The sequence below is a fragment of the Actinorhabdospora filicis genome (genome assembly GCF_030269765.1).
In the GTDB taxonomy this organism is placed as follows: Bacteria; Actinomycetota; Actinomycetes; order Mycobacteriales; family Micromonosporaceae; genus Actinorhabdospora; species Actinorhabdospora filicis.
The window spans coordinates 383307-405655 of record NZ_BSTX01000003.1; the positions used below are offsets into that span (position 1 = coordinate 383307).

A 22349-nucleotide genomic window follows, 5' to 3' on the forward strand; every position below is an offset into this window, starting at 1 on the left:
GGCGTCCATGGACGGGCCCGGCCGAAACGGCCGCCCCGCCAAGGGCTTCGCCGGGTGGATGCTGAAGCTGGTGGTGCACCCGACGGGCCCGGAGTCCGGCGACGACCACGGCAAGCCCCAGTCGTGGTGGAAGGTCATGTGCCTGACCGGCGTCGACTACTTCTCCACCCTCTCCTACCTGCCCGGCATCGCCGCGCTGGCCGCCGGCGCGCTGTCGCCGCTGGCCACGCTGCTGATCGTGCTGCTGACGCTGCTGGGGATGCTGCCGATGTACCGGCGGGTGGCGCGCGAGAGCCCGTCCGGGCAGGGCTCGGTGGCGATGCTGGAGAACCTCCTGCCGTTCTGGCGGGGGAAGCTGTTCGTGCTGGTGCTGCTCGGGTTCGTGGCCACCTCGTGGATCATCACGATCACGCTGTCCTCGGCCGACGCAACCGTGCACATGGTGGAGAACCCGTACCTGCCGGAGTTCCTGCACGGCCACGAGGTGCTGATCACCGTCGTCCTGCTGCTGATCCTGGGCGCGGTGTTCCTGATGGGCTTCAGCGAGGCCGTCGGGGTGGCGATCCCGATCGTGGCGGTGTTCCTGGCGCTGAACGCGGCCGTCGTCGTCGCCGGGATCATCAAGCTGGTCAACGACCCCGCCGATCTGAGCGCCTGGACCGACGCGCTCACCGAGGGACGCGGCGGATTCGGGGGAGTGGTGGGACCGGCGATCCTGGCCTTCCCGCTGCTGGTGCTGGGCCTGTCGGGCTTCGAGACCGGCGTGAGCATGATGCCGCTGGTGGCCGCGTCGGGCAAGGACGCGAAGGCGCGCCTTGAGTCGCGCATCCGCAACACCCGCAAGCTGCTGACCGTCGCCGCGCTGATCATGTCGGTGTACCTGATCACCACCAGTTTCCTGACCACCGTGCTGATCCCGGCCGAGGAGTTCAAGCCCGGCGGCGCGGCCAACGGGCGCGCCCTGGCCTACCTCGCCCACGACATCCTCGGCGAGGGCTTCGGGACCGCCTACGACGTCGCCAGCATCATCATCCTGTGGTTCGCCGGTGCCTCGGCGATGGCCGGGCTGATCAACATCGTCCCCCGCTACCTGCCCGCCTACGGCATGGCGCCGGAGTGGGGACGCGCGGTGCGGCCCGTGGTCGTCGTTTACACCGCCATCAGCGTCATCATCACCATCGCCTTCGGCGCCGACGTCGACGCCCAGGCCGGGGCCTACGCCACCGGGATCCTGGCGATGATGGTCTCCGGCGCGATCGCGGTGACCATCTCGGCGGCCAAGCGCCGCCAGAAGGCCGCCGGGATCGGCTTCGGCGTCCTCACCCTGATCCTGCTGTACGCGCTGGTGGAGAACGTCATCGAGAAGCCCGACGGCATCGCCATCTCGGCGATGTTCATCGCCGGGATGATCGTGGTGTCACTGATCTCGCGCGTCTCGCGCACCACCGAACTGCGCGCCGAGCGCATCGAGTTCGACGAGGACGCCCGCCGCTTCATCACCGACAGCATCGAATTCGACGGCGCGCTGACCATCATCGCCAACCGCCGCCAGGCCGGTGACCGCGAGGAGTACGCGGCCAAGGAGGGCGAGCAGCGTGGGATGAACCCCGTCCCCGGCAGCGCCGACGTGATGTTCCTGGAGATCGACGTCCTCGACCCCTCCGAGTTCAGCAACACCCTCACCGTCCGCGGCGTGGAGGTCGACGGCTTCCGCATCCTGCGCGCGGGCAGCCCCGCCGCGCCCAACGCGATCGCGGCGATCCTGCTGGCCCTGCGCGACGCCACCGGCGTCCGCCCGCACTGCCACTTCGAGTGGGCCGAGGGCAACCCGCTGATGCACCTGTTCCGCTACCTCATCCTCGGCCGCGGCGACACCGCGCCGACGGTGCGGGAGATCCTGCGGGCCAGCGAGCCGGACCCGGCGCGGCGGCCGGGGATTCACGTCGGCGGGTAGTCCACGGTGGACGCGCCGGTGCTGATGAGGCCGTCGAAGGCCGACAGCACCGGCGTTTCGACGTAGCCGCCGTGCAGGCGGATCCGCTCCGGGCCACCGCCGGTGCCCTCCGCGCGGGTCTTGCGCAGGTCGGTGAGGACGGGACCCTCCGGCAGCTCCGCCTCGACGCTGCCGGGCGCGGGCGGGTCCAGCGGGGTGTCCTCGACGGTGAAACCGAAGCGCGCGGCCGGATCCAGGCGCATCTCGGCGGTGCTCCCGGTGACGGAGGTGAGCGCGATCGGGACGTAGTCGCCGCCCAGGTCCGCGCGCAGGTAGTGCCCCATCGGCAGCGCGGTCAGCCGGCCGCCGAAGGAGATCGGCTCGGTCTGGATGTGCGCGTTGTGGGCGGCCAGCACGATGCGCGCGCCGGGCCCGAGCCGGTCGAGGTGCCAGCGCACCGACCCGGCCATGTAGGCGTCTCTCGCCGAGGTGTCGGCGGTGCGGCCCGTCCCGGCGAACAGGCCCGCCATCGCCTTGAAGGTGTAGTCGGCGTGGCAGGCGCCCTCCAGGCGCCGCACGGCCACGTCGTAGGCCTCGCGCCCGCCGCGCGCCACGTACAGCGGCTCCAGCGTGCGGAAGCGGATGAGCAGCCGGGCCAGCGACGCCGTGAGGGCGTCCTGCTCGGCCGCCGCCAGGCCCGCCCAGGCCGGTGCGGCCACGGCCCCGGAGTCACCGGCGAAGGACGCCGCGATGCGCGCGGCCGTCTCGGCCTCGGGCAGCGACTCGGCGTCGACCTCGCGCAGGTAGGCGATGACCGGGTCGAGCGCGGGCAGGACCGAGCCGCCCGCGGCCGGGATGTCGATCCCGGCGAAGGCGACGGGCGCGGCGGCGGTCCGGTTGTGGCGGCGCATCCAGCGCAGCGGGCCGTCCAGCCCGATGGGGACGCTCCCGGCCAGCCGGTCGCCCAGGTCGGCCTCGGCGCCCTCGCCGCGCGCCCAGGCGTCCAGCGCGAAGCCCTCGCTGAAACCGAACTCGAAGGCCAGGACGCCGAAGCCGCAGCGCTCGGTGAGGAAGCGCAGGACGCGCTGCCGCATGTGCGTGAACTCGGCGATGAAGTGGGAGTTCTCGCCGAGGGCGACCACCCGGGCCTCGCCGACGATCGCGCGCAGCGGTTCGAGATCGTCCAGCGGCGCCTCGGGGTCCAGCGTGGACAGCGGGACGGTGTTGGCGCGCAGCCGCGCGGTGGCGCTCACGCCTTCTCCAGTTCCTCGACCGTCCCGGCCATGATCGCGCGCATGTTCGCGGTGATCTTCTCCACCGGCCAGTCCCACCACGCGATCGCCAGCAGCCGGTCGATGTCGGCGTCGCTGAAGCGGCGCCGGATCAGGCGGGCTGGGTTGCCCGCGACGACGCCGTAATCGGGCACGTCCCTGGCGACCAGGGCGCCCGCGCCGACGATGGCTCCATGCCCGATGCGCACGCCCGGCATGATCGTGGCGCCGTTGCCGATCCAGACGTCGTTGCCGACGATCGTGTCGCCGCGGTTGGGCAGGTCGGCGACGAGGTCGACGTGCTCGGCCCAGGCGCCGCCGAGCATGGGGAAGGGGTAGGTCGACGGCCCGTCGACGCGGTGGTTGGCGCCGTTCATGACGAAGCGGACGCCGGTGGCCAGCGCGCAGAACCCGCCGATGACCAGCTTCTCGGGACCGTAGTGGTAGAGCACGTTGCGGGTCTCGAAGGCGGTCGCGTCGTCGGGGTCGTCGTAGTAGCTGTAGTCGCCGACCTCGATGAGCGGCGAGGTGACCAGGGGCTTGAGCAGGACCACGCGCGGCTGCCCCTGCATCGGGTGGAGGGTGGCCGGGCTGGGGATCGTCATACGACTCCTTCTAATGCGACGGTTGTTGCATTAAGATGGTGCCATGATCTTCTCCCGGCGGCAACCGTGACCGCCCGACCCGGCGGGCGCACCGCCCGCGTCCGCGCCCAGGTGCTCGACGCCGTCCGCGCCGAACTGGCCGAACACGGCTTCGACGCCCTCACCGTCGAGACCGTCGCCGCCCGCGCCGGCGTGCACCGCACGACCGTCTACCGCCGCTGGGGCGACGTCGGCGGACTGCTCGCCGACGTCTTCGACGCCACCGGCGGCGACGACTGGAGCCCACCGGACACCGGCTCGCTCACCGGCGACCTCACCGCCCTCAACCACGAGATCCAGGACGCCTACACCGCCGAACCATCCGTGATGGCCGCCCTCATCGCCGCGTCCTTCCGCTCCGAGGCCGCCGAGAGCGCCCAGCGGCGGCTCTGGGACGACCGCTACGCCCGCTGCGAGGCCGTCGTCGAGCGCGCCCGCCACGTCCTGCCGCCCGGCACCGACGCCCGCCGCCTGCTGGTCGCGGCCACCGCGCCGCTCTACCACCGCCTCGTCCTGCTGCGCGAGCCCGCCGATCCGCTGCTGCCCGGCGAGGCCGCCCGCGCGGCGGTCCTGGCCGCCGAAGGCGGGGCCTTCGTACGCCTGTGACCCACACCGGACACACCGCCCCCGCGTGCACCCCCGGACGGCCCGGTAAGGGATCGTGATCACACCGCCCCGCGCCGTTCACGCCGATGTCTCCACCGCGACTAAGCCCTTTTGTATAGTTCCTACAACCGTGGCCGTGTAGATCGCGTACCCCGCGGCATGGTGCGAGCACCGTGCTCCACGGAAGGGTGGAGTCTGCCCGTCGTTGTCTACAGGAGGGTCCGTACCGGTGTTCAGTCGTGTCGCCATCGTCAACCGGGGTGAAGCCGCGATGCGGTTGATCCACGCCGTGCGGGACCTCGCAGCCGAGACCGGGGAGCGCATCGAGACCGTCGCGCTGTACACCGACGTCGACAAGACCGCGACGTTCGTCCGCGAGGCCGACCACACCTACGACCTAGGCCCGGCCGCCGCGCGCCCCTACCTCAACCTGGAACTGCTGGAACGCGCCCTGCGCGAGACCGGCGCCGACGCCGCCTGGGTCGGCTGGGGCTTCGTCGCCGAAGACCCCGCCTTCGCCGAGCTCTGCGAACGCGTAGGCGTCACCTTCGTCGGACCCAGCCCCGACGCCATGCGCCAGCTAGGCGACAAGATCGGCGCCAAGCTCATCGCCGAAGAGGTCGGCGTCCCGGTCGCGCCGTGGAGCCGCGGACCCGTGGAGACCCTCGACGCGGCCCTCAAGGCCGCCGAGGGCATCGGCTACCCCCTCATGCTCAAGGCCACCGCCGGCGGCGGCGGGCGCGGCATCCGCGTCGTCACCAACCCCGACGAGCTCGCCGACGCCTACGAGCGCACCAGCCAGGAGGCCGCCCGCGCCTTCGGCAGCGGCATCGTCTTCCTGGAGCGCCTGGTCACCGGCGCCCGCCACGTCGAGGTCCAGGTCATCGCCGACGGGCAGGGCACCGCGTGGGCCCTGGGCGTGCGCGACTGCTCGGTCCAGCGGCGCAACCAGAAGGTCATCGAGGAGTCCGCCTCGCCCGTGCTGCCCCCCGAGCGGGTGCGCGAGCTGAAGGAATCGGCCGAGCGGCTCGCCATCGCCGTCGGCTACCGCGGCGCGGCCACCGTCGAGTTCCTCTACCACCCCGGCGAGAACCTGCTGGCCTTCCTGGAGGTGAACACCCGCCTCCAGGTCGAGCACCCCATCACCGAGGCCACCACCGGCTTCGACCTCGTCAAGGCCCAGCTGCACGTCGCCTCCGGCGGCCGGCTGGACGGCGCGCCGCCCGCCGAGCGCGGCCACGCCGTCGAGGCCCGCCTCAACGCCGAGGACCCCGACCGCGACTTCGCGCCCTCCCCGGGCCGCATCGCGCACCTGGCGCTCCCGGCCGGACCGGGCATCCGCGTCGACACCGGCGTCAGCGAGGGCGACTCCATCCCCGCCGACTTCGACTCCATGATCGCCAAGATCATCGCCTACGGCCGCGACCGCGAGGAGGCCCTCGGCCGCCTGCGCCGCGCCATGGCCGAAACCCTCGTCATAATCGAGGGCGGCGCCACCAACAAGAGCTTCGTCCTGGACCTCCTCGACCAGCCCGAGGTCGTCGACGGCAGCGCCGACACCGGCTGGATCGACCGCGTCCGCGGCGAGGGACGCCTGGTCTCCCACCGCCACTCCTCCGTCGCCCTGGCCGCCGCGGCCATCGAGGCCTACGAGGAAGAGGAGCGCGCCGAGCAGGACCGCCTGCTGTCCACCGCGTTCGGCGGACGCCCCCAGGTCCGCCACGAGAGCGGCCGCCCCCTCGACCTGAAACTGCGCGGCGTCTCCTACCGCGTCCGCGTCGCGCGCGTCGGCGCCCACCGCTTCCGCGTCGGCATTGAAAGCGGAGGGGCCGGACTCGATATTCGCTTCGCCGACGTCGAGCTGGAGCGCTTCGACCGCTACACCGGCCAGATCACCGTCAACGGCGCCCGCTACCGCCTCCTCACCGGCACCCACGGGCCCGTCCACCTCATCGAGGTCGACGGCGTCGCCCACCGCGTCAGCCGCGACGAGGGCGGCGTCCTGCGCTCCCCGATGCCCGCGCTCGTCGTCGCCACCCCACTGGAGGCCGGCGCCGAGGTCGAGGCGGGCGCGCCCGTGCTCGTCCTGGAGAGCATGAAGATGGAGACGGTGCTGCGCGCACCGTTCAAGGCCCGCCTCAAGGAGATCGCGGTCTCCGTGGGCAGCCAGGTCGAGACCGGCGCGCCCCTGCTGCGCCTGGAACCGATCGGCGACGCCGAGGACGCCGCCGCCGTCGAGTCGGCGCCCGTCGAACTCGACCTCCCCGAGACCCCCCGCGAGCTGCCCGCCGCCGAGCGCGCCGCGCGCGGCCTGGAGGACCTGCGCTCCCTCCTGCTCGGCTACGACGTCGACCCCCACGACGAGGGCCGCGTCCTCGACGACTACCTCGCCGCCCGCCGCGAGGCCACCGCCGCCGGACGCCGCCCCCTCACCGGCGAACTGGCCCTCATGGAGGTCTTCGCCGACCTCGCCGAGCTCAGCCGCAACCGCCCCACCGGCGAGGACGGCGGCAGCGACACCCACGTCCACAGCGCCCGCGAGTTCTTCCACACCTACCTGCAGAGCCTCGACGTGGAACGCGCCGGACTCCCCGCCGGCTTCCAGGCCAAACTCGCCAAGGCCCTCGGCCACTACGGCGTCAAGGACCTGGAGCGCACCCCGGACCTGGAGGCGGCGGTCTTCCGCATCTTCCTCGCCCAGCAGCGCGCCGGAACCGACGCCGCCGCCGTGGCCTCGCTGCTGCGCTCCTGGCTGGGCGAGCCCGCCCCCGAGGAGAGCCTGCGCGAGCCCGCCGGACTCGTCCTGGAACGCCTCATGGCCGCCACCCAGGTCCGCTTCCCCGCCGTGGCCGACCTCGCCCGCGGCGTGGTCTTCGCCTGGTTCGCCCAGCCCCTGCTGCGACGCAACCGCGCGCTCGTCTACGCCGGGGTCCGCAAGAACCTCCGCCACCTCGACGCCCACCCCGGCGCCGCCGACCGCGCCGAGCGCGTCGCCGAGATGGTCCGCACCACCGAACCCCTCGTCCGCCTCCTCGGGCAGCGCCTCAACCGCGCCGACGTCGACAACTCGGTGATGCTGGAGGTCCTGACCCGCCGCTACTACGGCAACAAGGGCATCGACGACGTCCGCACCGTCCAGGCCGGCGGCTGCACCCTCGTCATCGCCGAACGCGCCGACGCGCGCGTGGTCTCGGCCGCGGTGTCCTTCGACGCGCTCGCCGACGCCCTGCGCGGCCTGGCCGAGCTGGCCGCCGGCGGCGAGACCGTCGACGCCGACATCTACCTCGCCTGGGAGGAGCAGCCCGCCGACTCCGACGCGGCCGCCGCCGCCCTGTCGGACGCGGTGCGCGCGGTTCCGCTGCCGGGCAACGTCCGCAGGCTCACCACCACCGTCGCCGGTCGCAGCGGTGCCGTGATGCACCACCACTTCACCTTCCGTCAGTCGTCGGTGGGGATGACCGAGGAGCGGCTGATCCGCGGCCTGCACCCGTTCATCGCGCAGCGGATGCGGATGGAGCGCTTCGGCCAGTTCGACCTCACCCGCCTGCCGTCCTCCGACGAGGAGGTGTACCTGTTCCGGGCCGTGGCGCGGGAGAACCCCTCCGACGATCGCCTGGTGGCCTTCGCGCAGATCCGCGACCTCACCGAGCTCCGCGAGCACGACGGGCGCCTGGTCGCGCTGCCGACCGCCGAGGACACCATCGCCGCCTGCCTGGACTCCATCCGGCGCGCGCAGGCCGTCCGCCCGGCCAAGAACCGCTTCAGCACCAACCGCATCGTCATCTACGTGTGGCCGCCGGTCGACATCACCCGCGAGGAGCTGGAGATGATCGCCGGGCGCGTCCGCCCCACCACGGTCGGGGCGGGCCTGGAGGAGATCCTGTTCATCGCCCGCCGCCGCCGCTCCACCGGCGAGCTGGTGAAGACCGAGGTCAAGATCACCTTCGACGCCACCGGCACGGCGAGCCTGAGCATGGGCGACCCCTCCGACGCGCCCGTCCAGCCCCTGGACGACTACCGCCTGAAGGTCCTGCGCGCCAGCAGCCGCAACGCCGTCTACCCCTACGAGCTCACCGAGCTGCTCGGCGCCTTCACCGAGCACGACCTCGACGAGACCGGCACGCTCGTCCCGGTGGAGCGGCCCAAGGGCCGCAACACCGCCGCGATGGTCGCCGGTGTGGTCACCACGCCGACCCCGGCCTACCCCGAGGGCGTGACGCGCGTCGTCCTGCTCGGCGACCCCACCAAGTCGCTGGGCGCGCTCTCGGAGCCCGAGTGCCGCCGCGTCATCGCCGCCCTCGACCTCGCCGAGCGCATGGGCGTCCCGCTGGAGTGGTACGCGCTGTCCTCGGGCGCGCGGATCTCCATGGAGTCCGGCACCGAGAACATGGACTGGGTGGCCGCCGCGCTCAAGCGGATCGTGGAGTTCACCCAGGACGGCGGCGAGATCAACATCGTCGTCGCCGGGATCAACGTCGGCGCCCAGCCCTACTGGAACGCCGAGGCGACGATGCTCATGCACACCAAGGGCGTCCTGGTCATGACCCCCGACTCGGCGATGGTGCTCACCGGCAAGCAGTCCCTGGACTTCTCCGGCGGCGTGTCGGCCGAGGACAACTACGGCATCGGCGGCTACGACCGCGTCATGGGCCCCAACGGGCAAGCACAGTACTGGGCGCCGGACCTGGCCGGTGCGCACGGCATCCTCATGGCCCACTACGAGCACACCTACGTCGCGCCCGGCGAGGAGGCACCGCGCCGCGCCACCACGTCCGACCCCGTCGACCGCGACATCTCACCGTTCCCGCACGCGATCGAGGGCAGCGACTTCACCACCGTCGGCGAGATCTTCTCCGCCGAGGCCAACCCCGACCGCAAGAAGCCCTTCGACATCCGTACCGTCATGCGCGCCCTGGCCGACCAGGACCACGCGGTCCTGGAGCGCTGGGCCGGGATGGCCGACGCCGAGACCGCCGTCGTCCAGGACGTCCACCTCGGCGGGCACCCCGTCTGCCTCCTGGGCATCGAGTCGCGGGCCGTGCCGCGCCGCGGCTTCCCGCCCACCGACGGACCCGACACCTACACCGCCGGGACGCTGTTCCCGCGCTCGTCGAAGAAGGCCGCCCGCGCCATCAACGCCGCCAGCGGCAACCGGCCGCTGGTCGTGCTGGCCAACCTCTCGGGCTTCGACGGCTCCCCGGAGTCGATGCGCAAACTCCAGCTGGAGTACGGCGCCGAGATCGGCCGCGCCATCGTCAACTTCCGCGGGCCGATCGTGTTCTGCGTGATCTCCCGCTACCACGGCGGCGCGTTCGTGGTGTTCTCCAAGGCCCTCAACCCGAACATGACGGTCCTGGCCCTGGAGGGCTCCTTCGCCTCCGTGCTCGGCGGCGCGCCCGCCGCCGCGGTGGTCTTCTCCGGCGAGGTCAACCGCCGCACCGCCGCCGACCAGCGCGTCCGCGACGCCCAGGACCGCGTCTCGGCCGCCACCGGCACCGAACGCGCCTCGCTCACCTCGGAGCTGGACGAGCTGCGCGCCTCGGTGCGCGCGGAGAAGCTGGGCGAGGTCGCCGCCGAGTTCGACCGCGTGCACAGCATCCGCCGGGCCGTCGAGGTCGGCTCGGTGGACGCGGTGATCGGCGCGGCCGAGATGCGCCCGCGCATCATCGAGGCCATCGAAGCGCGCATGTAGCGACACCATGGGAGAGGCCGCGTCCCGGAAGGGGCGCGGCCTTTCGTGTCGCCAGTGTGCGTCGTGGTGCTGCCGGGTCCTCCTACTTCACCTTGCCGGAACGCTCGTTCACGCGCGCCTCGCCCTCGATCTGCTTGACGTCCCCGCCGGAGCCGGAACGGATGGCGATCTTGCGCGGGCGCTCCACGGGCCGGGTCACGTCCCTGACGCGGATGCGCAGCACGCCGTGGTCGAACGAGGCGTCCACGCGCTCGGCGTTCACCCCGTCGGGGAGCTGGAAGGTGCGGCGGAAGGAGCCGTACCGCAGCTCGCGGACCAGCAGGCGGCCCCGCTCGGCGTCGACGGTGTCCTTGCGTTCACCGGAGACGGTGAGACGGCCTTCGGCGATCTCGATGTCGACGTCCTCCGGTCGCACGCCCGGCAGCTCCATGCTCACCACGACGTCGGCGCCGTCGGTGGCCATGTCGACGCCCGGCACGAAGTGCTGCGCCCTCGGGCCGAAGCTCTGCCTGATGACCTCGTCGAACGTGCTGTCCAGCCGGGACAGCGCGGAGAACGGGTCGCGGTTGATCAGGGCCATGAACAATCACCTCCGAAAGAGTTGGCACTCTCGACATGCGAGTGCTAATCCATGGTGTACGGACACCCCTCGGAGCGTCGATATTTCCGGCGAAAAATGTGGCCTAGATCACTGTCTTGGGGGTGTGGTCACGCCTCGTCCCACCAGGAGAAGGCCGCGATGCGCCAGCCCTCCGGCGTCCGCACGAACTGGAAGGTCTTGCTGCCCCTGCCCTCGTACGGCTCGCCGTCCATCAGCCCCGACTTGGCGTAGGTGCCGATGCGGCAGGCGATGTCGCCGTCCACGATCGTGGTCTGCGAGGTCTCCCACTCGGTGAACTCGGTCAGCCGCCCGCCGGTCAGCAGGACCTCGCGCGGGCCGATGAACTCCTCCACCGTGTACGTCGCGTACTTCGGCGCGGTCACCGCGATCACGCCGCCGGGCAGCATCAGCCGCCGGATCCGCGCCACGTCGGGGGCCTTGCCGCCCCGGTTGTCGAAGGCGCCGAAGAACTCGGCGGTGATGGAGTCGATCGCGTCGTCGGCCATGGGAGCCGACGCTAGCACCGCCGTGCGCGGGGCGCGGGGGCCGTTAAGGCGCGGTGTGGATGACGTCCGATTCCTACAAGGCGGCGGGGGAGCACGGCTCGTAGCTTCGGGGCCGTGAACACGATCATGACGAAGGCGGAGGCGTTCATCTGGCGCTCCGGCCGGGTCCTCGAACAGCACCGTTTCGCCCACCTGTTCCTCGGCGCCCCCGCCGAGCCCGTCGCCCGCGCCATGGACGCCTACCGCGCCGCCGACGGCGGTTACGCCTACGGCCTCGAACCCGATGTGCGCGGCCCCGACTCCCAGCCGTCCACATTGCGCGCGGCCGTGCCGATCCTGGCGGAGGCGGGCCTGCTGGACCGGGCCACCGCCGGCCGGCTGTGCGACTGGCTGCTGACGGTGACCGCGCCCGACGGCGGCGTCCCCAATGTCCTGCCCACGCTGCTGCCCTACCCGCGCCCGCCGTGGCTGCCGGTGCCGGACGCACCGGTGGGCATGATCCTGCCGACCGGCGACATCGCCGGGCCGCTCCTGCGCCACCGCCTCGACCACCCGTGGCTGGCCCCGGCCGTCGCCTTCACCCGCGAGGCGATCGCGCGACTGGCGTCCACGCACCCCTACGAGGCCGAGTCGGCGATCCGGTTCCTCGACGGGCTCGCCGTCCACGAGGACGTCACCGCCGCCGCCGACGCCCTCGGCGACCTCGTGCGCCAACAGCGGATCGTGCTCCTCGACCGTCCCGAGGACGCCGTCATCGCACCCGGGTACGCCCCCGGCGAGCACCACCGCCCGCACGACTACGCCCCGGCCCCCGGCAGCGTCGCCGCCCGCTGGTTCACCACCGCCGAGATGGACCGCTCCCTCGACGCCCTCGCCGCCGGGCAGGACGCCGACGGCGGGTGGCCGGTCCGCTGGGCGAAGTGGGCGCCGACCACCGAGGCCGAGGCCCGGCCCGGGGTCACCCTCGACGCCCTCCTGACCCTGCGGGCCTGGGGCCGCCTCTGAGCCCCGACTACCTCTCGGGGATGACTCCTACGGGAATCATCCCCGCGGAGTCTCCTGTGGACGGATGTGCCGGGCCGATCGTCTTCATAGCCTGACGCCACCGACGAAAGGACCCACATGAGACGCCGCACCTTCGCCCTCACCCCCATCGCCGTCGCCATCGCCGCCGCCCTCCCCGGCACCGCCCGGGCCGACGCTCCCGCCGCCCCCGCGATCCCCGCCCCGAGCGGGCCCGAGCCGGTCGGCCACGCCGCGATGCGCCTGGTCGACACCGGCCGCGCCGATCCGTGGAAACCCGACGAGCGCCGCGAGCTGATGCTCTCGATCTGGTACCCCGCCAAGCGCCCGGGACGCGGCCCGGCCCAGTACGTGACCGCCGAGGAGTCCCGGATGTTCCTGGAGGGACGAAACGTCCAGGGACTGCCCCTCGACATCCTCAGCACCGTGCGCACCAACTCCACCGTGGACGCGCCCGCGCACGGCGGCAGGCACCCGCTCGCGCTGCTGTCACCCGGCTTCGGCGCACCGCGCGCCGAACTCACCGGCCTCGCCGAGGAACTCGCGAGCCACGGCTACCTCGTCGTCGGCGTCGGCCACAACTACGAGACCCTCGGCACCACGTTCCCCGACGGCCACACCACCCCCTGCCTGGCCTGCGGCACGGAGGAGAACCTCAAGCTCATCGAGGGCCGCGCGGCCGACTTCACCTTCGTCATCGACGCGCTGACCGCACGGCACTCCCCGTGGCGGCGGCTCATCGACCGCGACGCCATCGGCCTGGTGGGCATGTCCATCGGAGGCGCGGCGGCCGTCCCGACGCTGCTGACCGAACCGCGCGTGAAGGCGGCGGTCAACCTCGACGGCGCCTACTGGCACACCACCACCGCGCCCATCCACCGGCCGCTGATGGCCATCGGTCACCCCAACAAGATCCCCGGCGCGGAGACCATGGGCTGGGGCCGGACGTGGAACCAGCTCACCGGCTGGCGGCGGTGGGTGACCGTGGACGGCTCCGTGCACGGCTCCTTCAACGACCTCCCGGTCCTCGCCGAGCAGGCGGGCCTGCACCTGCCCGGCCTCGACGGGGCTTACGCGCTGTCGCTGACCCGCGCCTACGTGCGGGCCTTCCTGGACCGGCACCTGCGCTGCGAGTCGGGGGCGCTGCTGGACGGGCCGTCCCCGGCCTGGCCCGAGGTCCGCTTCCACGGCTAGAACGCCCGCCACCCGGCTCGCGCTAGAACGCCGCGAGGCAGCAGTCCACGAAGTCCCGCACCACCGGATCGCGATCACCGGCCCGGGCCACCGCCACCCGGCTCGGGCCGACGCCGTCCAGCGGCACGTACGTCACACCCGGCCGGGCGTAGAAACGCGCGGCCGAGGCGGGCGCGAGGGCGATCCCGTCGCCGTTGGCGATCGCGGTCAGCCACTCGTCGGGATGCTCGGTGACCGCCCCGACGCGGACGGGGTGGCCGCCGCGCTCCTCGACGGCCAGCCAATGGTCGCGCCAGGCCCCCGTGGCGCCCGGCGCGGCCACGAAGGGCTCGTCGAGCACCTCGCCGATGGCCACGCGCTCGCGGGCGGCCAGCGGCCCGGCGGAGGACACCGCGAGCACGCGCGGCTCGGTGAGCAGGACGTCGACGGCCCACGCGTCCTGACCGGGGAACGGCAGGCGGACGAGCGCGACATCGACGTCCCCTGTGGACAGCCCGGCGGCGGGATCGGCCCACGAGCTCTGCCGCATCTCCACCCGCCAGCCGGGGCGGCGGGCGGTGAAGGCGGCCACGATGCCCGGGGTGGCCTCGTTGGCGGCGCTGGCCAGGAAGCCGACGCGCAGGACGCGGGCGGCGGCCCGGGTCTCGCGCGCGATGCCGTCCCAGGCGTCCAGGAGGGCCGGGACGCGCGCGGCGAGCGCCTCACCGGCGGGGGTGAGGCTCATCCCGGCCTTGGAGCGGGTGAACAGGCGCGCGCCGAGCAGGTCCTCCAGTCGCGCGACCTGCCGGGTCAGCGCGGGCTGGGTGACGTAGAGGACCGCGGCGGCGCGGGTCAGCGTCCCCTCCTGCGCGACGGCGGCGAAGTAGCGCAGGAGGCGGGTGTCCACATCCATGCCGACAGGTTATAGATGACGGCATTGGACGCGGGAGCCGCGCGGGCCGAGGCTGAGGGCACACCACCACCGTGGAGGCTCTGATGCACATCGCGTTCCTCATCGTCGCCGCCCTCACCGTCCTGGCCAACGGCTTCGAGATGGTCGCCGGGTTCGCGCGGGCGTCCTTCGTCCGCGGCAACGCCGCCCTGGTCGGGCTGGCGCCGAAGTGGATCGTGCCGCTGGCGGTGCTGAAGGGCGCCGGGGCGGCCGGCGTCCTGCTCGGCCTGCTCGGAGTGCCGCTGATCGGGGAGGCCGCCGCGATCGGGCTCGTGCTGTTCTTCGTGGGCGCGATGATCGCCCACGTGCGCGCGAGGGTCTTCCACAACATCGCGTTCCCGGCGGCCTTCCTCGCCCTCGCCGCCGGGACGCTCGTGCTGGGGCTGCTGGACTAGAGCGGCAGCCCCGCCTCCAGGTAGGCGAGGTTGGCGTCGAGGTACTCGGCGAGCGGCCGGACGCCGTCCTCGGCCGACCACGTGCGCATCGCCGTCACCCACGCGGCCAGCACCGCCCCGGCGAAGACGTGCAGGCGCATGTCGCCGGGGTCGCGGCCGAGGCGCTCGGCGAGGATCCCGGCCAGCGCGGCCTCGGTGGCCAGCGCGTGCTCCAGGGTGCGGGCGCGCAGGTCGGGTTCGCCGAAGGCCAGGCGGGTCATGGCGAGCATGTCCCCGGCGGGCGGGGTGTGCCCGTCGAGGACGGCGAGGATCGCCTCGCGCAGGCCGCGCGCGACGGGGACGCCCTCGGGCAGCGCCCGCGCGGCGGCCACCAGCACCGGGTCGGCGTCCTCGTCGAGGACCACGTGGTCCTTGGTGGGGAAGTAGCGGAAGAACGTCGAGGGGGAGACCTCGGCGGCCTCGGCGATCTGGTCGACGGTGGTGGCGGCGTAGCCGCGCTCGGCGAACAGGCGCAGGGCGTGCTCCCGGATCGTCCGGCGCGTCCTGGCCTTCTTCAGCTCACGCAGTCCCGGCGAGGTCATGGACCGATTCTCCCGCGCGCGCCCGCCCGGGCAGCCGCCGGGCCGCGAGCAGCCCGGTGAGGACGGCCGTGGCCGCGCACACCGCGAGGACGGCGCGCAGCCCGCCGGCCAGGTCGCCGGTGTCCAGCCTGGGGCTTCCGGCCGCCCAGGTCAGCAGCCCGCCGAGGACGGCCACGCCGACGGCCGTCCCCACGCCCCGCAGGCTCTGGTTGAGGCCCGATCCGGCGCCCGCGCGGTCGGGTGGCAGCGTCTCCAGGACCGCGGTGATCGCCGGGACCATCACCACGCCCATGCCCGCGCCCGCGGCGGCCGTCCACGCGGCGAGGAAGACGTGCCCGCTGGCGGCGGTGGTGAACACGCCCGCGGCCAGCGCGGCGGCCAGGACGCCCGAACCCCCGGCGACGGCCGCGCGCAGGCCCGCGCGGGCCAGGACCCGTCCGCCGATCTGCGCGCCCGCCATCATCCCCGCCGCGAAGGGCAGCAGCGCCAGTCCCGTGGGGACGCCGTCGAGCCCGCGCGTCAGCCGCAGGTACTGCGGGTAGGCGAACAGGAGCCCGGCCAGGACCAGCGAGACCTGCACGGCCACGATCGTGCACCAGCGAAACCGCGCGTCGGCGAACAACCGCAGGTCCACCATCGGCGCCCTCGCCCGCAGCTGGCCCCGGGTGAAGAGGGCGAGCAGGACCGCGCCCCCGCCGAGCGCGGCGAGCACGAGCGGATCGCCCCACCCGCGCTCCGGGACGGCGATGACGCCGTAGGTGAGGGCCGCCAGGCCCGCCACGAGCAGCGCGGTCGGGACCGCGCGCGGCGGCGGGGTGCGGCCACCGGCGTCCGGCGGGATCGCCACGGCGCACGCGGCGAGGACCGCCACCGCCAGCGGCACGTTGATCACCAGCACCGAGCCCCACCAGAACCGGTCCAGCAGGAAACCGCCGAGCACCGGTCCCAGCGGGAAGCCGATCAGGCCCGCCACCGACGCGAAGGCCATCGCCCGCCCCAGCTGCTCGCGCGGGAAGAGCGCGGGCACCAGCGCCATGGTCAGCGTCAGCATCGCCGCCGCACCCACGCCCATCACCGCCCTGGCCGCGATGAGCACACCGGCGTCGGTGGCGTAGGCGCCCACTCCCGAGCCGACGCCGAAGGCACCGACGGCGCAGAGCAGGACGCGCTTGCGGCCGAGGCGGTCGGCCAGCGCGCCCGCCGGGATCAGCAGGGCGGCCGAGACGATCGTGTACGCGTTCAGGACCCATTGCAGGGCGCCGGTGGAGGCGCCGAGATCGCCGGAGAGGGCCGGGAGGGCGACATTGAGGACGGTGGTGTCGAGGTCGATGAGCAGGACGCAGAGCATGAGCGCGCCGAGCGCGGCCCAGCGGCGGGTGGGGGAGGGGGCGGTGGCGATGGACATGGGGCTCCCGGGGGTGGGCGGCGGAAGGGAGATTCTGACAGTGACTCTCAAATGAGAGTAACTGTCAGAATCTCGCGTGGCCACCCGCCCGGCTCACCCGGGCCTGCGGCCATGCCCCACCACTGGCCGGGCTGGGGCCGCCGGCCGGGTCTACGGCCGCTGCGGCTCGCGCCTTGCCGACTGAACTCGGGTGGGAGCGTCCCGCTCACCCCGGGCTCGCCGGGCACCGGCCGGGGCCTCGTGGCCTTGCCGCGCCATGACAGCCCGCGCCCGGTCCGCGGCCTTCCCGCCGGTGCGGCCTCGCCCATCCGTGCGTGGCCCTCGTGCTGGCGCGTCGTGATTCCCGGTGGGTCACCCCTGCCGGTACACCACCCCGTGCGGGTCCGCGCAGTGCTCGTCGGCGTGCTCGCCGCCCGCCGGGCCGCTCTCCAGGTGGTCGACCTGGAGGGTGCTGTGGTCGAGCTCGTGCTCGGCGCGCAGCCAGGTCTCGATCTCCTCGCGGACGGCGTGGCAGTCGGCGTCGGGGGTGACCAGGACGTGCGCGGACATGGCCGGCTGGCCGGAGGTGATCTGCCAGACGTGCAGGTCGTGGACCTCCACGACCTGCGGCATCTCGGCGAGGTGGCGGCCGAGGGCGGCGGGGTCGATCCCGGCGGGCGCGGCCTCCAGGAGGATGCGGCCGGAGGCGGCGACGAGCCCGATACCGGCCTTGATCATGAGGGCGGCCACGAAGAGGGAGGCGATGGCGTCGGCGCGGGCGAAGCCGGTGAGGACCATGACGAGCCCGGCGACGGCGGTGCCGATGAACGCGAAGAGGTCGGTGAGGATGTGCTGGAAGGCGCCCTCGACGTTCAGGCTGGTCCGGTTCGCCCGCGACAGCGCCCAGGCGGCGGCGAGGTTGACCACGATGCCCACCAGGGCGGTCACCAGGACCAGGCCGCCGGCGACCTCGGGCGGGTCGATGAGGCGCTCGATCGCCTCGTAGACCAGCCAGCCCGCCAGCAGCAGCAGCGTGAGGCCGTTGGCCTGGGCGGAGAGGATCTCGGCGCGCTTGAGGCCGTAGGTGTAGCCGCCCGCCGGTGGGCGGGCGGCCAGCCGGATCGCGATGAGGGCCAGCACGATGGAGGCGGCGTCGGTGAGCATGTGCGCGGCGTCCGACAGCAGCGCCAGCGAGCCGGAGACGACGCCGACGACGACCTCGGCGGCCATGAACACCACGATCAGCCCGAGGGCGATGCTCAGCCAGCGCTTGTCGGCGTCGGCCGATACCCCGTGGGAGTGACCGGCGTGGCCCCCGTGGCCGTGCCCCTCATGAGAGTGGTCCCCGTGGTCGTGGCCCATCGCCGGTCCTCCCCGTGTCCGAAAGCTGCGCCTCCAATATATGCGTTGTTCGCAATATGACGCGCCCGGGCCGGGGCGACCCGGGCGGCCGGGCGGATCAGTGTTCGCCGTCGGGGTCGCAGTAGTCGATCTCGTCGGTCGCCCGGAACGGCCCCGTCACCAGCTCGCGGGTGAAGCGCCCACCGGCGGGGATGTCGTCGGCGGAGGTCCGCAGCGTGAACTGCTGCATGACCCGCAGGCCCCGGCCCATGATCCGCACCGGGCGGCGGACCTCGTACAGCGCGGGCCACGGACACTCGTAGTAGCAGGTCCCGCCGCCCTTGATGCTGATCGGCGCGATGTCCCCGGCGGCCAGGGCGGCGTCGATCTCGGCCTTGGCGGCCATGGTCTGGGCGGGGTTGTCGTCGAACTCCCACATCTCCTTGACGGCCTGGCGGGCGCGCTTGTCGGCGCGCCAGCGCGACAGGCTGCGCGGGTCGGTCAGCGCCCACGGGTCGAAGCGGGCACCGCCCGGCAGGCGGGAGACGTCCGGACGCGCGGCGGGCCGCGGCGGGCGGTAGCCCGTGGTCAGCAGCCGCGGCATGGCGGCCAGCTGGCCGATCTGGAACCACAGCTCCAGGGCCTGCTTCAGGTTGTTCTCGATGAGCTCGTGCAGGCGCGGATTGTGCTTGGGCGTGCGCAGCCCGAGCGCGTAGTCGACGGCCGCGGCCGCCTCGGCGCTCATCTGGCGCAGCCGGTTCACGATCGCCCGCCGCTCGGGCGGCAGGCCCTCGGCGCCCAGGGCGTGCAACGCGACCTCGGCGTGCTCCCGGATCGGCGGGACGGCCGCCAGCAGCGCAGTCAGGTGCTCCTGCGGGCACGGGTCGACCTCGATCCACGGCGGCAGCCCGGCCGGGAGGGCCAGCTCGGCGGCCAGGTCGTGGTCGGGATTGCTGCGGGCCTGCCGGGCGCGGCTCAGCCAGCCCTCGACGGCCCCGAACCACTCCGAGACCTGCCCGAAGGTGACCTCCGGGACGTACCCGACGGTGCCCGGGTCGGCGGCGTAGTCGGCGTCCAGCAGCGTCTCACCGAGGATCTGCAGGACATAGGCGTTCCACGAGGCCAGGAGCTGCCCGGCGACGGCCGGTGAGGCCTCCCACGGCGAGCCCTGGACGCGCGCCTGTTCGGCGTCCAGCAGCTCCTGGTAGGCGCTCTTGCCGGCCTGGCGCAGCGCCTCCAGGAGACCGGCGTCCTGTTCGCGGCGCGCGAAGGCGCGGATCTTGGTGAGCATGGTCGGAGCGAGCGGATCGGGCACGGGCATGCCTCCTTCAGAGAGGAGAAAAGGGTAATTCCGCGGGGCAAGCCGGGCCCGCCGCGCCGTTCACCGTTTCACCGTCGGGTGTGGGCCGAAACGCCGATTTCCTCCCCCGTAGGTGTGATCGGTGAGACTTCCTTGGACCCCGCTACGCCCGAGGGCTGAAAAGAGGGCGGCGTAATCCCTGGAATGTGTGGCAGGCTGCGCGCATGTCCACACTTCCCCATCTCGACAATTCGTGGATGTTCGACCTGGTTTCGGACGATCCGCGACTGCGCGGAGCGGCCCTGGCCCGCCACGAGGTCGCCAGTGACGAATACAGCGAACAGTGGCAGCGGGCGCACGAGCTCGACGCGTTGATCTGGACCCTCCGCGACGACGACCGCGAGGTTCCCCCCGGGCTCCTCGCCGAATCCGACCAGGTCGGGCGCGCCCTCCGTGAAGCCGGTGACGGGACCCTCTGCGGGCTGGTCGACCGCTTCGCCTACGGGGACGCCGACGAGAGCGCCGCCCTGGCGCCCTACGCGGTCCTGTTCCTGACCCTGGAGAACCGTTACCCCGAGACGTGGGACACCGAGCTGGCCGCCGGGTCCCCGTGGCACCTGAAGAAACGCGTGCTCGACCGCTTCGTCCGCGACGGCGTCCCGGTCGGATCACGCGACATGGCCACCGAGGCCGTCATCGACGCCGCCTACCGCCTCCACCGCTGCGAGGACCGCCGCTATCCGCTGCTGGCCAGGCACCTGGACTCCGTCGCGCTCCGCGAGGAGCTCGCCGAGGCCTACGACAACGAGGACGTCATCGTCGCCGCCCGCGCCGGATACCTCCTGTGGGCCCTGGAGAACCCCGCCGCCCCGGTCACCCTGCGCTCCTGGCGCGACTGGATCGTCGAGGACCTCACCGAGAGCCTCACGACCTAGAGCAGGGCCTGTGCGGCCCGCCGCCACTCGCCGTCCTCGGTGAAGGCGCGCCAGCCGCCGAAGTGATGCAACCCGCCGACGTGGTCGAGCACCCGACGGGCCAATGGCGCAGCGGCCTCCCGCGCCCCCATCTCGCCGAGGTGGACGAGCGCGGCACGTGCCGCCGGTGACGCCTGCCCGCCGTCGAGGGACCCGGTGACGACGGCGACGAGAACCCGCGCGGCGACGGTGTGGTCGCCCGTGGACCGCCACTCGGCACGAGCCGCACGCACCCGCGTCCACTCATCGGAGGCCGTCAGCTCCTCCGCGGCCGGACGCGCCGGAGCGTCCCGGATCGCCTCCTCCGCCCGCCGGGCGAGCGGCGGATCGAGCGCCGCCACCTCCGGCAGCGCCTCCACCGCGAGCGCGCCCCAGGCGATGAGCGTGTTCAGGTAGTCCAGCCGCTCCTGCCCGCCACCCAGCCGCAGCCGCTCCCGGACCGCCGGGAGCACCGCCGCGACCCGCTCGCGGGGCAGCGCCTGCAGCACCTCGCCGATCGAGGGCAGGTCGCCCACCCGGTGCGTGCCGGTGAAGTGGGCCCGCGTGTGATGCCAGGAGTCCTCGCGCACCCGCCGTACCAGCGGGGCGATGACGCGCTCGTCGCCCAGCCGCGCCAGGGCCCAGACCGCGATGTCACCGACCTCGGGATCGTCGATGAGACCCGCGAACAGCGCCGGGCACGGGACCGACAGGACCGCCAGCAGCCGCAGCGCGTCCGGGTCCGGGCTCAGGGTCGCGATCGCCCCGGCGAACTCGCCGTCCAGATCCCGGCGCTCCGACAGCAGGACCGCCGCCGCGCTCAGGCCGCGTCCGGCGGTCAGGAGACGGTGGACGAAGCCGGGCCGGGCGTCGGCGCCCATGCGTCGCACGACGGTCGTCTCGTCGCCCCAGGCCGAGAGCACGGCGGGATCGGTGGCGATGAGGGCGTCGTAGACCCCCTCGGCCTCCGCCCCCGCCGCCACGAGCGAGATCAGTCGCACCTCGGGCGAGGGGTCCCCGCGCAGGTCGTCCCCGGCCTCGATGAGGTACGTGGCGATTTCGACGCGCACCATGGGATCGGTCTCGGCCGGGAAACGCGCCCGCAGCGGGCCGTGCTCGCCGCAGGCTGCCAGGCCCTGCGCCGCCGCCGACCGGATCCGGGGCTCGGGGTCGCCGAGCAGGGCGGTGACGCGGGGGAGGACCGCCACCCACGCCGCCGCCCAGCCCGGGTCGACGTGTCGCGACCAGGTCGCCTCCTGCGCCAGTTCCCCCACGATCTCCAGCATGTCCGGGCGTTCGTGGGTCCCCGGTGTCCCGGCCAGCTCGACCAGGAACGGCAGGGCGGCCGTCGCCGCGCTCGGCACCCATCCGCCCTGGTGGTAGAGCAGGTTCCGCAGGTCGTCGTCGGGTTCCTCGCCGGCCGCGTGCGCCCGCAGCAGCCCCGGCACGTCCCCGGCGGAACCGTAGTTGTGCCGAAGCGCGCCCCAGTCGATGTCATCGAGACCGTCCAGCACCGAAATCCCTCCGCGCGGAAATGTCGAGAAGCCCCCGACGGCCCCGACCGACCGGTGAAAGGCTCTCAACCGACCTAAGGAGCACACCATGAAGTACATGCTGATCATGCACGGCAACCCCGCCATCTGGGACGCGCTGCCCGAGGAGCGCCGCCAGGCCGTCATGAACGGCCACGGCGCGTTCATGGAGGCCACCCGCGCCAGTGGCGAGCTGATCGGCACCGCCGCCCTGGACCCCGACCTGTCCAAGGCGAAGGTGGTGCGCGTCAAGGACGGCATCAAGGTCGCCACCGACGGCCCCTACCTGGAGGCCAAGGAGTTCTTCGGCGGCTTCTACCTCGTCGAGGTCGCCGACGAGGAACGCGCCCTCGAACTGGCCGCGATGATCCCCGACGCCGCCGTGGACGGCCTGGGCATCCAGGTCAGCCCGGTGGTGTTCTACGCCTCGGCCGAGGTCTGAGAAACGGGGGCGGGACCACC

Annotated in this window: 18 protein-coding genes; 8 read left to right on the plus strand and 10 right to left on the minus strand. The window is 73.3% G+C overall.

The annotated features are described in order from the left end of the window. Positions 1-58 precede the first annotated feature (58 nt). Positions 59-1954: an APC family permease gene (locus QSK10_RS22050; protein WP_432705363.1), complete on the plus strand. Its 1896-nt coding sequence runs from the start codon at positions 59-61 to the stop codon at positions 1952-1954. Here the strand turns inward: QSK10_RS22050 and QSK10_RS22055 are convergent. Both QSK10_RS22055 and QSK10_RS22060 read right to left on the minus strand, forming a co-directional pair. After that, positions 1939-3186 (minus strand): erythromycin esterase family protein, encoded by a 1248-nt coding sequence (locus QSK10_RS22055; protein ID WP_285664830.1) that lies wholly within the window; start codon positions 3184-3186, stop codon positions 1939-1941. The two genes, QSK10_RS22050 and QSK10_RS22055, sit on opposite strands and share 16 nt — an antisense overlap. Further along, the gene (locus QSK10_RS22060; RefSeq protein WP_285664831.1) at positions 3183-3809 is read right to left on the minus strand and encodes a CatB-related O-acetyltransferase; all 627 of its coding nucleotides are present in this window, start codon (positions 3807-3809) and stop codon (positions 3183-3185) included. The genes QSK10_RS22055 and QSK10_RS22060 overlap by 4 nt, the downstream gene beginning before the upstream one ends. Before the next feature lie 111 nt (positions 3810-3920). Between QSK10_RS22060 and QSK10_RS22065 the strand changes: the two genes are divergently transcribed. Further along, complete coding sequence (locus QSK10_RS22065) at positions 3921-4454, plus strand: TetR/AcrR family transcriptional regulator (protein ID WP_285665400.1); 534 nt, start codon at positions 3921-3923, stop codon at positions 4452-4454. A gap of 229 nt (positions 4455-4683) precedes the next feature. Next, positions 4684-10146: an ATP-binding protein gene (locus QSK10_RS22070; protein ID WP_285664832.1), complete on the plus strand. Its 5463-nt coding sequence runs from the start codon at positions 4684-4686 to the stop codon at positions 10144-10146. 82 nt (positions 10147-10228) lie between these two features. On the opposite strand, the gene QSK10_RS22075 is transcribed toward QSK10_RS22070, so the two are convergent. Further along, positions 10229-10726 carry an Hsp20/alpha crystallin family protein gene (locus QSK10_RS22075; RefSeq protein ID WP_285664833.1) on the minus strand — a complete coding sequence of 166 codons (498 nt, stop codon included), beginning with the start codon at positions 10724-10726 and terminating at the stop codon, positions 10229-10231. Between the two features lie 128 nt (positions 10727-10854). After that, entirely contained in the window at positions 10855-11253 is a 399-nt protein-coding gene (locus QSK10_RS22080) for a nuclear transport factor 2 family protein (protein ID WP_285664834.1), read from the minus strand. A gap of 114 nt (positions 11254-11367) precedes the next feature. Here QSK10_RS22080 and QSK10_RS22085 point away from each other — a divergent pair, with 114 nt between their 5' ends. Then, on the plus strand, positions 11368-12258 hold the full coding sequence (locus QSK10_RS22085) for a hypothetical protein (protein WP_285664835.1): 891 nt from the start codon (positions 11368-11370) through the stop codon (positions 12256-12258). Positions 12259-12375: 117 nt separating this feature from the next. Next, positions 12376-13470 carry an alpha/beta hydrolase family protein gene (locus QSK10_RS22090; protein ID WP_285664836.1) on the plus strand — a complete coding sequence of 365 codons (1095 nt, stop codon included), beginning with the start codon at positions 12376-12378 and terminating at the stop codon, positions 13468-13470. A gap of 22 nt (positions 13471-13492) precedes the next feature. Here QSK10_RS22090 and QSK10_RS22095 read toward each other — a convergent pair whose 3' ends face one another. After that, positions 13493-14362, minus strand: a complete 870-nt coding sequence (locus QSK10_RS22095) for a LysR family transcriptional regulator (RefSeq protein ID WP_285664837.1) — start codon at positions 14360-14362, stop codon at positions 13493-13495. Between the two features lie 83 nt (positions 14363-14445). Here QSK10_RS22095 and QSK10_RS22100 point away from each other — a divergent pair, with 83 nt between their 5' ends. After that, a complete protein-coding gene (locus QSK10_RS22100) occupies positions 14446-14796 on the plus strand; it encodes a DoxX family protein (protein ID WP_285664838.1) in 351 nt (116 codons plus the stop codon). On the opposite strand, the gene QSK10_RS22105 is transcribed toward QSK10_RS22100, so the two are convergent. The 4 genes from QSK10_RS22105 to QSK10_RS22120 all read right to left on the minus strand — a co-directional run bounded on the left by QSK10_RS22105 (position 14793) and on the right by QSK10_RS22120 (position 19417). Further along, a complete protein-coding gene (locus tag QSK10_RS22105) occupies positions 14793-15377 on the minus strand; it encodes an acyl-CoA-like ligand-binding transcription factor (protein ID WP_285664839.1) in 585 nt (194 codons plus the stop codon). The genes QSK10_RS22100 and QSK10_RS22105 overlap by 4 nt on opposite strands. After that, entirely contained in the window at positions 15355-16782 is a 1428-nt protein-coding gene (locus tag QSK10_RS22110) for an MFS transporter (protein WP_285664840.1), read from the minus strand. Before QSK10_RS22110 ends, QSK10_RS22105 begins: the two co-directional genes overlap by 23 nt. Before the next feature lie 351 nt (positions 16783-17133). Then, positions 17134-18123: a cation diffusion facilitator family transporter gene (locus QSK10_RS22115; protein WP_285664841.1), complete on the minus strand. Its 990-nt coding sequence runs from the start codon at positions 18121-18123 to the stop codon at positions 17134-17136. Positions 18124-18220: 97 nt separating this feature from the next. After that, positions 18221-19417, minus strand: a complete 1197-nt coding sequence (locus QSK10_RS22120) for a hypothetical protein (protein WP_285664842.1) — start codon at positions 19415-19417, stop codon at positions 18221-18223. Between the two features lie 242 nt (positions 19418-19659). On the opposite strand from QSK10_RS22120, the gene QSK10_RS22125 reads away from it, so the two are divergent. Continuing rightward, positions 19660-20337 (plus strand): hypothetical protein, encoded by a 678-nt coding sequence (locus tag QSK10_RS22125; protein WP_285664843.1) that lies wholly within the window; start codon positions 19660-19662, stop codon positions 20335-20337. Here the strand turns inward: QSK10_RS22125 and QSK10_RS22130 are convergent. Then, positions 20334-21869 (minus strand): hypothetical protein, encoded by a 1536-nt coding sequence (locus QSK10_RS22130; protein WP_285664844.1) that lies wholly within the window; start codon positions 21867-21869, stop codon positions 20334-20336. The genes QSK10_RS22125 and QSK10_RS22130 overlap by 4 nt on opposite strands. Positions 21870-21957: 88 nt before the next feature. Here QSK10_RS22130 and QSK10_RS22135 point away from each other — a divergent pair, with 88 nt between their 5' ends. After that, on the plus strand, positions 21958-22329 hold the full coding sequence (locus tag QSK10_RS22135) for a YciI family protein (protein WP_285664845.1): 372 nt from the start codon (positions 21958-21960) through the stop codon (positions 22327-22329). Positions 22330-22349 lie beyond the last annotated feature (20 nt).